Source organism: Bacillus sp. HSf4 (genome assembly GCF_029537375.1).
Lineage (GTDB): Bacteria > Bacillota > Bacilli > Bacillales > Bacillaceae > Bacillus > Bacillus sonorensis_A.
In genome coordinates this window covers 3871784-3883190 of sequence record NZ_CP120679.1, presented here as the reverse complement: position 1 = coordinate 3883190, position 11407 = coordinate 3871784, and the positions used below count along the sequence as shown (strand labels likewise).

The 11407-nt window shown below is 47.4% G+C and carries 11 protein-coding genes and 1 pseudogene; 7 read left to right on the top strand and 5 right to left on the bottom strand.

Annotated features, from left to right (window positions below; translation table 11 throughout):
• The first annotated feature begins 190 nt into the window (after positions 1-190).
• From P3X63_RS20095 to P3X63_RS20080, 4 genes are all read left to right on the top strand, one after another.
• On the top strand, positions 191-334 hold the full coding sequence (locus P3X63_RS20095; RefSeq protein ID WP_142246073.1) for a YwzD family small protein: 144 nt from the start codon (positions 191-193) through the stop codon (positions 332-334).
• Positions 335-557: 223 nt separating this feature from the next.
• Positions 558-1280 carry a YveK family protein gene (locus P3X63_RS20090; protein ID WP_277691756.1) on the top strand — a complete coding sequence of 241 codons (723 nt, stop codon included), beginning with the start codon at positions 558-560 and terminating at the stop codon, positions 1278-1280.
• Positions 1281-1302: 22 nt separating this feature from the next.
• Entirely contained in the window at positions 1303-2052 is a 750-nt protein-coding gene (locus P3X63_RS20085; protein WP_277691755.1) for a tyrosine-protein phosphatase, read from the top strand.
• 57 nt (positions 2053-2109) lie between these two features.
• Positions 2110-3426, top strand: a complete 1317-nt coding sequence (locus tag P3X63_RS20080; RefSeq protein ID WP_026589014.1) for a UDP-glucose dehydrogenase family protein — start codon at positions 2110-2112, stop codon at positions 3424-3426.
• 11 nt (positions 3427-3437) lie between these two features.
• Here the strand turns inward: P3X63_RS20080 and chrA are convergent, their stop codons facing one another.
• From chrA to chrS, 3 genes are read right to left on the bottom strand one after another with little or no spacing between them, the layout of a single operon-like run.
• On the bottom strand, positions 3438-3974 hold the full coding sequence (gene chrA, locus P3X63_RS20075; protein WP_026589013.1) for a chromate efflux transporter ChrA: 537 nt from the start codon (positions 3972-3974) through the stop codon (positions 3438-3440).
• Positions 3971-4561, bottom strand: a complete 591-nt coding sequence (chrB, locus tag P3X63_RS20070; protein WP_236251195.1) for a chromate efflux transporter ChrB — start codon at positions 4559-4561, stop codon at positions 3971-3973. The genes chrA and chrB overlap by 4 nt, the downstream gene beginning before the upstream one ends.
• Positions 4562-4574: 13 nt before the next feature.
• Complete coding sequence (gene chrS / locus P3X63_RS20065) at positions 4575-5051, bottom strand: chromate efflux transcriptional regulator ChrS (protein ID WP_277692952.1); 477 nt, start codon at positions 5049-5051, stop codon at positions 4575-4577.
• 233 nt (positions 5052-5284) lie between these two features.
• On the opposite strand from chrS, the gene ggt reads away from it, so the two are divergent.
• Positions 5285-6862, top strand: a complete 1578-nt coding sequence (gene ggt, locus P3X63_RS20060) for a gamma-glutamyltransferase (protein ID WP_277691754.1) — start codon at positions 5285-5287, stop codon at positions 6860-6862.
• A gap of 62 nt (positions 6863-6924) precedes the next feature.
• On the opposite strand, the gene alsR is transcribed toward ggt, so the two are convergent.
• Positions 6925-7809: an acetoin biosynthesis transcriptional regulator AlsR gene (alsR, locus tag P3X63_RS20055; protein WP_026589009.1), complete on the bottom strand. Its 885-nt coding sequence runs from the start codon at positions 7807-7809 to the stop codon at positions 6925-6927.
• 133 nt (positions 7810-7942) lie between these two features.
• Between alsR and alsS the strand changes: the two genes are divergently transcribed.
• Entirely contained in the window at positions 7943-9688 is a 1746-nt protein-coding gene (gene alsS, locus P3X63_RS20050) for an acetolactate synthase AlsS (RefSeq protein ID WP_372708859.1), read from the top strand.
• A gap of 51 nt (positions 9689-9739) precedes the next feature.
• Complete coding sequence (gene budA / locus P3X63_RS20045) at positions 9740-10504, top strand: acetolactate decarboxylase (RefSeq protein ID WP_277691753.1); 765 nt, start codon at positions 9740-9742, stop codon at positions 10502-10504.
• Between the two features lie 38 nt (positions 10505-10542).
• On the opposite strand, the pseudogene P3X63_RS20040 reads toward budA, so the two are convergent.
• Positions 10543-11308: pseudogene (locus P3X63_RS20040) on the bottom strand (class I SAM-dependent methyltransferase).
• Positions 11309-11407 lie beyond the last annotated feature (99 nt).

The window sequence follows — 11407 nt, the reverse complement described above, 5'->3', positions numbered from 1 at the left end:
TTAAAAAGTTTCCAATCTCTCTATTATAGCTTAATCCGTCAATCCAAAAAAGATTTTCCGGGGAAATGGACATAAAAACGAATCGGTGTCGAATAATGTAATAGACTATGGCAAATTGAATCCTTACATCATATAATTTGAAGTATGATCCGAAATATTTTTAATTCATGGAAGCTGAGAGGAAAAGGATATGGATGACAAGGAATTGAATCAGGAAGAATTTTTGAAAATTCTTATGCATGCTTATGATATTGGCGAGAAGTCGAAAGATATTACGACGAAAGAACTTCTTGAAGATTTAATTCTTCATATCAAAAATGGATATACAACGTAAAAAGTGCGATAGACTTGGTCTCTCGCACTTTTTCGTTCAGCAAAAAGCGCGCAGGTCCTGCAAAAGTCGATCTATAACACCATATAAAGACGAAAGATTCCCGCTATCTCCCGCTATTTGTCAAGAAGTTTCTTCCCTGAAACCGAACCATTATATGTATAATTAAGGTAGTTGTACAATTTGCTGAAAATTACAACAAATCCGCAAATCGTGGGGGGCTTCTATGGAAGATAAAATCGGTTTTAAAGACGTGTTCCTCGTGTTGAAAAAAAGGTTTGTTCTCATCACCGTGATGACCATAACGGCAGCTTTGTCCAGCGCCGCCGTCAACTTTTTTTTCCTTACACCGGTTTATCAGGCATCTGCTCAAATCCTCATCAACGGCCGTCAAACCTCTAATTTCGCCGACATTCAGACCAATCTCGAACTCATCAACACCTATAACGCCATTATGGAAAGCCCGATCATACTCAATCAAGTCAAAAAAGACCTCAGCCTGCGGGAAACGGCTGAAGAGCTGAAGAAAAAAATAACGGTTGTCAGTGAAAACGAGTCGCAGATTGTCAGTATATCCGCCACTGACAAGGATTATTCCAAGGCGGTGAATCTCGCCAATACCGTTGTTTCCGTTTTTAAGAGAGACATTCAAAATATCATGGGCGAAAAAACCGAAGTCAATATTGTGGCAAAAGCCATGCCAGACGCTTCACCGGTTCCGATCAGTCCGAATAAAACGTTTAATATCGCCGGATTTACAGCATTCGGTCTGCTGTTTGGAGCGGGGCTCGCGTTTCTTTTTGAACTTTTGAAAAACACCGTCAAAAACGAAGAGGACATTGAAAAGGAGCTGGAGCTGTCCGTCTTAGGAAACATTTTGTATATGAAGCCGAAAAAAGGCCAGGCTGTAAATCCGCATATCTTCAGCGGGAAAGATCAGACGTTTTAAATGCCTGACAGGAGGTTCGATTATGATCGATATTCATTGCCACATTCTTGCGGATGTCGATGACGGTGCAATGAGCATAAATGACAGTTTGGGAATGGCGAAAAAAGCCGTTGCTCAAGGGATACATACCATTATCGCAACCCCTCATCAAAACCGTCGATACAGGAATCAAAAAGAGAAAATCCTTGCCGGCGTCTCAGCATTAAGAGCCAGAATAGAGCAGGAACATATCCCGCTAAACATCACACAAGGACAGGAAATCCGTTTATACGGGGAATTGAAGGATGACCTCCGCCGCGGCAGACTGCTCAGCCTCTCTGATACGAAGTATGTGCTGATCGAGCTGCCTTATCATCATGTGCCGCGCTATGCGGAAAAACTGCTGTTTGATCTTCAATTAAACGGATATATTCCGGTTATTGCCCACCCTGAGAGAAACATAGAAGTAATGGAAAACCCCGGTGTATTGCACCGCCTTGTTAAAAATGGCGCATGTGTCCAGCTTACATGTTCAAGTCTGGCCGGACGCTTCGGCAGAAACGTTAAATGGCTGTCCCGCCGCTTGATCGAAGCAAATCTCGCCCATTTCATCGCCTCAGACGCCCACAATCTCACGACACGCTCCTTCTTATTTGATGCCGTAGAAAACGAATATGGCCGCGACTTCTTGAGTATGTTTATAGAAAATGCCGGGCTTCTTTTACAAAACCGGGTGATTCCAAAAGAGCCGCCGCTTCCCATCAGAAAGAAAAGGCTGTTGGGCCTGCTCTGAAAAATCCCGGGATGCTCCGTTTAAGCCGGCATTTTACTCAGTCAGAGGAGGAGCAGCATGCATATTTCGATTGTTGGCACAGGCTATGTCGGTCTTGTGACAGGCGTCTGTTTAGCGGAAATCGGCCATCATGTCACATGCATTGATATTGACGAAAAAAAGATCGCTTCCTTAAGAAATGGAGTGTCGCCAATCTATGAGCCGGGGCTTGAAGAGATGATTGACAAAAATATGGCCCGCGCCAGGCTGGCATTTGAAACAAGCTTTGAAAAAGGACTGTCAAAGGCCGAGGTGATATTCATTGCGGTCGGCACCCCGCAAAAGGAAAACGGCCAGTCCGACCTCCGCTACATTGAAGCCGCGGCGGAAATGATCGGCCGCCATGTGAAGCGCGATTGCCTTGTGGTGACGAAAAGCACGGTACCCGTCGGAACAAGCGAGTTGATTTCGGCGATCATCAAGCGGCATTTAAGGGAAGGGGTTCGCCTCACGATGGCGTCCAATCCCGAATTTTTGCGGGAAGGGTCTGCCGTCTATGATGCGTTCCACGGCGACAGAATTGTGATCGGCGCGGAGGACGAACAAACGGCTGACCTGCTTGAACAGATTTTTAAGCCATTGCGCATTCCTGTTTTTAAAACGGATATCAGAAGCGCAGAAATGATCAAGTATGCCTCCAATGCATTTCTTGCTACAAAAATCAGTTTTATTAATGAAATATCGAATATTTGTGAGAAGCTCGGAGCTGATATTGAAGCCGTCGCCTATGGAATGGGACGGGATAAAAGGATCGGCCATCAGTTTTTAAAAGCCGGCATCGGATACGGAGGCTCGTGTTTTCCGAAGGATACAAACGCGCTCGTCCAGATTGCCGGCCATGTCGAGCATGATTTTGAGCTTTTGAAATCGGTCATTAAAGTGAATAATGTGCAGCAAACCCTTTTGCTTGAAAAAGCCGTCAGGCGTTTCGGCGAATTAAAGGGCAAAAGGGTTGCCCTGCTGGGCCTTTCCTTTAAACCGAATACAGACGATATGAGGGAGGCGCCTTCCATCATCATCGCCGAAAAGCTGGTTGAAATGGGCGCATCGGTTAAAGCGTTTGACCCCGTTGCGGTAAAACACGCAAAACAGATGCTGCCCGGCTCTGTGCGATATGCGGAGACGATTGAAGACGCGGTTAAAGGAGCGGACGCGGTGATGATTTTGACAGACTGGGAGATCATTAAATCCTTCCCTTTAGCTTCTTATAAAACGCTGATGGATGAACCGGTTATTTTTGACGGACGAAATTGCTATCCGCTATGGGAAGCGGCTGAAGCGGGCGTTGAATACCATTCGATCGGCAGGCGGCAGGTTGTCCCCATCCATATTTAGCAGCATTTTGCTCAAAACAACGGCATGACAAGACCGCCGTAAGCGAATGCCGCAACAATGAGAAATGCGGGGTGGATGCGGAATTTCGTCAATGCCGCCCATGATAGCAATGCAATCACCAGCGATTGGATCCAACCGATCGATTGAACTGCGTTCCCGCCGATTTCCCATGTCAACAAAAGCATCATCACGGCAATGACCGGCTGAACGGACAATGTCATGCCTTTGATAACAGGCGACTGGCGAAAGCGGCGGATCAACTTCAGCAGCAAAATGAGCGCAATCGCCGAGGGCAAAACAGTGGCGGCGAGAGCGATGATGACGCCCGGCCATCCGAGTACACTGTAGCCGACGTATGCGGCAATTTTCGTGGCGATCGGCCCGGGCAAAGCGTTCGCGAGCGCAAGCATGTTTGAGAATTCGTCTTTTGACAGCCAATGAAAGTGCTGAACGACTTCTTCGAAATTGAGAGGAATTGAAGCCGGACCGCCGCCGTAGCCGAGCAGGTTTGCGATGAAAAAGGCCCAAAACAAATAAAAAAAGATCATGAGGCGGACACCCCTTTATCCTTTTTCTCCGGCAGTTTGCGTTTCAGTTTAAAGTGAAATGCGCCGTAAGCCAAAAAGATGATCACGATCACCCCGGGGTGTATCGCAAACACTTGAAGCCCCAAAAACGCAAGAATGAAGAAAAGGATGCCTGCTGCCGCTCCAAAGCCTTTCAATGCTTTTTGTCCAAATTCATATGCCATGATCCCAAGCATGACGGCGATCACAGGGGTGACCGCGCCGATCATGCCGCTGACGATTGTTGAATGGCTGAGCACGTTGACGGCCGCAAGCAAAGCGGCCATTGCGATGCAGGTCGGCAAAATATGGGCTGTTGTGGCGACGACGGCGCCCGGGACGCCTTTTACTTTATGTCCCAAATATGCCGACATTTTCGTGGCGATCGGTCCCGGCAGCGCATTGGCGATCGCCAAAATTTCTCCGAATTCATCATCATCTATCCATTTAAATTTCGTGACGGCTTCATGCCTGATCAGCGGAATAACGGAAGGCCCCCCTCCAAAGCCCAATATGCCCGTTCTCACCATGGCGACGATCAGCTCGCGGTAAGGGTGTTTCATAAGCATGTCTCCTCCTGTATTAAAGCTTCATACCCATGCGGCTTTTATAACGTTTGATCAGCATCTGGCAGTCAACGCTGACAACCCCCTGCAAAGGATAGAGCCGCTTTGTCAAAAATTCCTCCATCTCCTGATCATTGGCAAAGATTCCGTGCATATGGAGTTTGCTTGGGCCCGTCATATGATAGAGGCTTGTAACGGCGGATTCTTTTTCCAATGCGACGGCTACCGTCTCCAAGTATTGGGGCTCGACTTCGACATTAAAAAAGACGGATACATGAATGCCCACCTTTACCGGATTAATCACGGCTGTGAATTTTTCAATGATTCCCTCCTCCATCAGGTTATTGATTCGCGTCTGGACAGCGACCCTTGATAAGCCGACGCGCTTTCCTAAATCCGTATAGGAGATTCTCCCTTCTTCATGCAGGATCGATAGGATTTTCTTATCTGTTTCATCAAGGGTTAAATTTGGCATATGGTAATTGATACTCATCATCGGCACCTTCCTTGGATTTTTCTAGGTTGTTAAAAACGCAATGTGTTAATATTGATATGAAACGTTTTGTAAATTGTATCATAATTTTGATTGCGATATGAATAGTTTTTCTTGTTTTCTTCATCTTAATGAAAATGAATGGGAGCTTTTCTGTCGCAGAAGTAGCGTTCGGGAAGCCGAGCCGCTATACTTCAAAACACGAACAGGGATATAAAAGAAAGGAAGGGCGTATGGAGAAATTAAAAATCGGTACAAAACAAATGGTTGTCAGTCCTCATTATCTTGCTTCTCTGGCTGGGCACAGCATGCTGGAGAAAGGAGGGAATGCATTTGACGCGGCGGTGGCGGTCAGCGCCTGTCTTGCCGTTGTCTATCCGCATATGACCGGGCTTGGCGGAGATTCATTTTGGCTGATGTATCATCAAAAAAGCGGAGCTGTAAAGGGGTACAATGGAAGCGGAAGGTCAGGAAGGCTTGCCGTCCGTGAGAGATACGCAGGCGAGGCTGCAATCCCGGCCAGAGGGGTGCGGAGTGCGATAACCGTTCCGGGAATGGCCGACAGCTGGTGCGAAATAGTGGCGGCCTTCGGGCGCCTTTCCCTCAAAGATGTTCTCGAACCGGCGGTTATGTATGCTGAACAAGGATTTCCCGTCTCGCGCGATCAATGTGAAAACACTGAAAAAAACGCTCACTGGATGTGTGAGATACCGGTGACATCAGACATATACCTGCCCGGGGGAAAACCGCCTTCCCCTGGTGAGCGTTTCGTGCAAAAAGAACTTGCCGCATCATTAACGATTCTTGCAGAAAAAGGGAGACATGCTTTTTATCAAGGGGAGATCGCTCAAGTCTTAGCCGCTTATCTGCAAAACAACGGAGGTCTTTTGACCCTTGAAGACTTCGCCCGCCATAAAGGGGAATGGGTGGACCCCATTTCTACTACATACAGAGAATATGACATCTATCAAATGCCTCCCAATTCCCAAGGTTTCACAGGCCTCATGACGCTAAACATCCTGGAAAACTATGATTTTACCAATATCAAACACGGTTCTTTTGAATATTATCATCTGTTGATCGAAGCATTAAAACGAAGCTTTGCCGACCGCAATCAAGTATTAACTGACCCGGATTTTTCGCCGGTGCCGCTTGACCGTTTGCTTGACAAAGCATATGCCCGCAAGCTGGCAGCGGATATAGGGGCGCAGGCGATGCCTTTGGAAAGCCCGCCGGCCGGAAGTGATACAGCATATGCTGCTGTCATGGATGGAGAAGGGAATGCCGTGTCTTTTATTCAAAGTCTGTATTTTGAATTTGGCTCAGGTGTGACAGCTGGAGATACGGGAATCATCCTGCAGAACAGAGGGTCGTTTTTTTCACTTGATCCAGGACATGTCAATACGCTGGAGCCGGACAAAAGATCGTTTCATACATTGATGCCGGCGATGGCGTGCAAGGACGGCAAACCGAAAATCCTCTACGGAACACAGGGTGGTGAAGGGCAGCCTCAGACGCAGACGGCTCTATTGACGAGAATGATAGATTACGGGATGGATCCGCAGACAGCCGTCAATGAGCCGAGATGGGTGTGGGGCAGAACATGGGGGGATCAGGTTGAGGGTTTGAGAATTGAAAACAGAGTCGCGCCCGAGGTGATTCAAAAGCTGAGAGAGAACGGACACCGGGTGACGGCAGTCAATGATTATGACGGGATCGTGGGACATGCGGCGGTTATTCAAATGGATGATCACGGTTTCCTTCGGGGTGGAACAGACCCGAGAAGCGATGGCGCCGCCATCGGTGTTTGAACACAAGGCTGTTTTTCGAGACAACCCCCTTTGGCGAGGGTGTTGTCTCGTTTTCTGCCAGTCTATTGATTGTTTTGCTCGTTTGACACATCGATAAAATGCTTCAAAGCGGGATTTCGGTTGTCTTTTCTATGTGCGGTTATCCATTCTGCGTGAAGCGGCATGTCTTCGATTTCTTTGTAGATCACATCGAGATTAAAGAGCCGTTTGGCCGCCGCCGGCACGACCGCAACTCCCATTCCAGCCGATACGAGGCCGATCACCATCTGGTATTCGGTGGCTTCCTGGGCGATGTTTGGGATAAATCCGGCTTTTTCACACAAAAAGTTGAACTCTGTATACAAAGAGGGCCACGATTCTTTAGCGATGACAATCAGCGCTTCATCTTCAAGGTCTTTCAATTGAACCCGGGCTTTTTCGGTCAGCGGATGATATTTCGGAAGCGCGAGAACGCAGCGGCTTTTCTTCAATGTGTTTGTTTTCAGTTCATCGTTTCCCAGCGGGGGGTGCAGTACACCGATGTCAATATGCCCGTTTAATAAAGCTTTGATTTGATTGGGGGTTGAAAGCTCCCTCAGCTCAATTTTAACGGAAGGAAACTGGTTACGGTATTCCCTGATGATCGGTGGCATGATCTCAAACGTTGCAGAACCGACAAAGCCGATCACGAGTCTGCCAAGCTCCCCCCGCGCCGTACGCTGGGCCATGTCGACCGCCTGGTCAATCTGGGAGAGGCCTTCGGTGATTTGCTTTAAAAAAACACTGCCTGCTGCCGTCAGTTTGACGGCTCTTTTTGATCTCTTCAGCAAGGTTACGCCAATCTCACTTTCAAGCTGTTTTATTTGCTGGCTGAGCGGAGGCTGTGTCATTTGCAGCCGAAGAGCTGCTTTTCCGAAATGCAGCTCTTCGGCTACAACCATAAAATAACGAAGGTGGCGCAGCTCCATCATTCACTCATTCCTTTCTGAATGCGATTTCAGTCGTTTTACATATTAATTGTAAGACAAAGAAGTATTGGAAAACAATTTCCACAAGATGTATATTTAATAATACAATAAATTTATTAAAAATTCATTGTAAATGAATGAAAATGGAGGAGTGAGGGCTTTGAATAATCTAGCCGCTAAAAATGAAACTCTTACTGTAAGAGGAGCAGAGCTTGTGGTGGACAGTCTCATTCAGCAAGGTGTCACTCATGTTTTCGGTATTCCGGGAGCAAAAATCGATGCGGTTTATGACGTGTTGAAAGACAAGGGGCCTGAATTGATCGTTTGCCGTCACGAGCAGAATGCAGCATTTATGGCGGCGGCAGTCGGACGATTGACTGGAAAGCCCGGTGTTTGCCTGGTGACTTCAGGTCCGGGAGCGTCTAATTTAGCTACCGGTCTTGTAACAGCCAATACAGAAGGAGATCCGGTTGTTGCCCTGGCGGGTGCTGTAAAAAGAGCGGATCGTCTCAAGAAAACGCATCAATCGATGGATAACGCGGCGTTGTTTCAGCCGATTACAAAATACAGCGCAGAAGTAGAGGATTCTAATAATATTCCTGAAGCCATGACCAATGCGTTCAGAGCGGCGGCTTCTGGACAGGCCGGCGCAGCCTTTCTCAGCCTTCCGCAGGACGTGACGTCCGGCCCGGCAACCGCCAAACCGGTGGGAACCTTGCCGGCGCCGAAGTTGGGCGCGGCTCCGGATGAACTGATCAGCGCGGCCATCGCCAAACTTCATAATGCGAACCTTCCCGTCGTGCTTGTCGGCATGAAAGGAGGAAGACCTGAAGCGGCAGAAGCGGTCCGCCGTCTGCTTAGAAAAGTGAAGCTTCCGTTCGTTGAAACATATCAGGCGGCAGGAACGCTTTCCCACGATCTCGAAGACCAATACTTCGGCCGCATCGGATTATTCCGCAATCAGCCCGGTGATATGTTATTGGAAAAAGCGGATGTCGTCCTGACGATCGGCTATGATCCGATTGAATATGATCCGGTCTTTTGGAATGGAAAAGGTGAGCGCAGCATTATTCACCTTGATGAAATTCAAGCTGATATCGATCATGACTACCAGCCTGAAATTGAGCTTATCGGTGACATCGCAGAGACTTTAAACCATATTGAGCATGACTCTCTGCCTGTTTCAATCGACAAACCGCTCGCGCCTGTTCTTCAATACTTAAAGAAAGCATTGGCGGAACAAAGCGAACCGCCTAAAGAGAAAAAAGCGGATCTTGTTCATCCGCTGCAAATCATTCAAGATTTGCGCCAATTGCTGAGCGATGATTTGACGGTGACCTGTGACATCGGTTCCCATGCCATTTGGATGTCGAGATATTTCCGTTCCTACCGTCCGCTTGGCCTCTTGATTTCAAACGGTATGCAAACGCTCGGTGTTGCTCTGCCTTGGGCGATTGCGGCAACCCTTGTCAATCCGGGGCAAAAAGTCGTATCTGTTTCAGGAGACGGCGGCTTCTTGTTCTCAGCGATGGAATTGGAGACAGCGGTCAGATTGAAAGCGCCGATTGTCCACCTCGTCTGGAATGACAGCACATACGACATGGTGGCGTTCCAGCAGGAAATGAAATACAACCGGACGTCAGGAGTCGACTTTGGCAATATCGATATCGTAAAATATGCTGAAAGCTTTGGAGCAAAAGGATTGAGAGTCAATTCTCCTGATGAGCTGCAGGATGTGCTTAAAGAAGGTCTTGATGCAGAGGGACCTGTCGTTATTGATATCCCGGTTGATTACAGTGATAACGTGCATTTGGCAGACCAGCGTTTTCCAAAAGCATTTGAGGAACAATTCAATAAACAAACCTCTAAGCAATCTTGATCACACCATGTCCAATCACAACGAAAAAATCAAGGGAGTGAAAAGAGGAGCATGAAAAGTATAAGCAAGCAGAAAGTCATTTCATCGATCGATAAAAATCTTGACCAAGTCTATCAGGTCTCGACGATGGTTTCCCTATTGGACGGTATTTACGACGGGGATTTTTACATGTCGGAGATTAAGGAGCACGGAGACTTCGGGATCGGTACGTTTAATCAGCTTGACGGAGAACTGATCGGGTTTGACGGTGAGTTTTACCGACTCCGTTCAGATGGAAAGGCCTATCCCATTGAAGAAACGGACTGTTCTCCTTTTTGTTCGCTAACGTTCTTCCGTCCGGACATTTACCATGAGATCAATCAACGAATGACGCTTGAACAGTTTGAAAAAGAGATGAAAAAGGTCATGTCGAGCGAAAATCTGTTTTATGCGATTCGCATGGACGGTGTCTTTAAAAAAGTGAAAACGAGAACGGTGGAATTACAGGAAAAACCGTACGTCCCGATGGTCGAAGCGGTTAAATCCCAGCCGATCTTCGATTTTGACGACATTAAAGGCACAATCGTCGGCTTTTGGACGCCTGGGTTTGCTCACGGTATCGCCGTATCAGGCTTTCACCTTCATTTTATTGATGAAGAACGCAATGGCGGCGGGCATGTATTTGATTATGAAATCGAAAAATGTACGGTTCAGATTTCGCAAAAACTGAACATGAACCTCAGATTACCGAATACGAAGGATTTCTTTAAAGCGGATTTAGCAAGCCACGATCTTGTGGCAGGCATTGAAGCGACAGAAGGAAATCCGGAACAATGAAGAAAAGCCCTCTTTCAAAAAGAGGGCTTTTTCAGCCATTATCGCTTCTTTCCTAAAATTAAAATCCCTTTAAGGCAGAAAGACAGAGGACGGCCGTTTTCGTCCAGGACAATTTGAAATTTATCGCGGCATGCCTGCGATGATCCGGTCAAATGGGCGGCAATGTCCGGCCTTTTTTCCTCAGGCACGGCTCCCCGGTCAATCCAGCTGTCGTATTCAATGGGGATATTCCACTTTCCCTGTTCCATATAATCCAGCCCGTGTTCTTCAAACCATTTGTTCCATTCGGCAAGCGAATATTCGCGGACGTGCGACGGATCTCTCATCTGATTGAGCCGGTTGATAAACTTGTCGAGGGCCTTATTTTCAGGCGCGTGATGGTCCACGAGGATAAAGCTTCCGCCCGGCTTCAGAACGCGGGCGATTTCGGTCATCGCCCGGCGGATCAGGAAAATGGTGGGCCGCAAAACGGCATGTGACGATATCAAAGGAAGCGTCGGGAAAATCGAGGTTTTCTGCATCCCCTTGAAGAAATGTCACATTGCGGGCATTTTTTTCTTTGGCAAAAAGAGCGGCGGTCTTCACCATTTCTTCTGTGACATCGATCCCTGTGCACTGTTTGACAAACGGTGAAAAGGCAATCGCCGTATGGCCCGCACCAGTCCCGACATCAAGCAAGGTTTCATTTCCTTGCAGAACGGTGCTGTCGATCATTACATCAAGATCCTTTCCTGCTGAAAATATCGGTTCATCGCGATACTGGTCAGGGTTTTTTGAAAATTGCTGCTGAGCGCTCGTTTTCATGAACATCATCCTCCCATATGGTTATGGATTCATGGTATCGAAGTGACATATATAAGTCTAAGATATAAAATATATGAAAACGATAGTCTGAAACTATGG

What these genes read in the sequence shown, in the direction of transcription:
- ggt (WP_277691754.1), top strand. Translation starts at nt 5,285, where the DNA reads ATGGAGAAATTAAAAATCGGTACAAAACAAATGGTTGTCAGTCCTCAT.
- P3X63_RS20090 (WP_277691756.1), top strand. Translation starts at nt 558, where the DNA reads ATGGAAGATAAAATCGGTTTTAAAGACGTGTTCCTCGTGTTGAAAAAA.
- alsS (WP_372708859.1), top strand. Translation starts at nt 7,943, where the DNA reads ATGAATGAAAATGGAGGAGTGAGGGCTTTGAATAATCTAGCCGCTAAA.
- chrB (WP_236251195.1), bottom strand. Translation starts at nt 4,561, where the DNA reads ATGCTTATGAAACACCCTTACCGCGAGCTGATCGTCGCCATGGTGAGA.
- chrA (WP_026589013.1), bottom strand. Translation starts at nt 3,974, where the DNA reads ATGATCTTTTTTTATTTGTTTTGGGCCTTTTTCATCGCAAACCTGCTC.
- budA (WP_277691753.1), top strand. Translation starts at nt 9,740, where the DNA reads ATGAAAAGTATAAGCAAGCAGAAAGTCATTTCATCGATCGATAAAAAT.
- P3X63_RS20085 (WP_277691755.1), top strand. Translation starts at nt 1,303, where the DNA reads ATGATCGATATTCATTGCCACATTCTTGCGGATGTCGATGACGGTGCA.
- alsR (WP_026589009.1), bottom strand. Translation starts at nt 7,809, where the DNA reads ATGGAGCTGCGCCACCTTCGTTATTTTATGGTTGTAGCCGAAGAGCTG.
- P3X63_RS20080 (WP_026589014.1), top strand. Translation starts at nt 2,110, where the DNA reads ATGCATATTTCGATTGTTGGCACAGGCTATGTCGGTCTTGTGACAGGC.
- P3X63_RS20095 (WP_142246073.1), top strand. Translation starts at nt 191, where the DNA reads ATGGATGACAAGGAATTGAATCAGGAAGAATTTTTGAAAATTCTTATG.
- chrS (WP_277692952.1), bottom strand. Translation starts at nt 5,051, where the DNA reads ATGAGTATCAATTACCATATGCCAAATTTAACCCTTGATGAAACAGAT.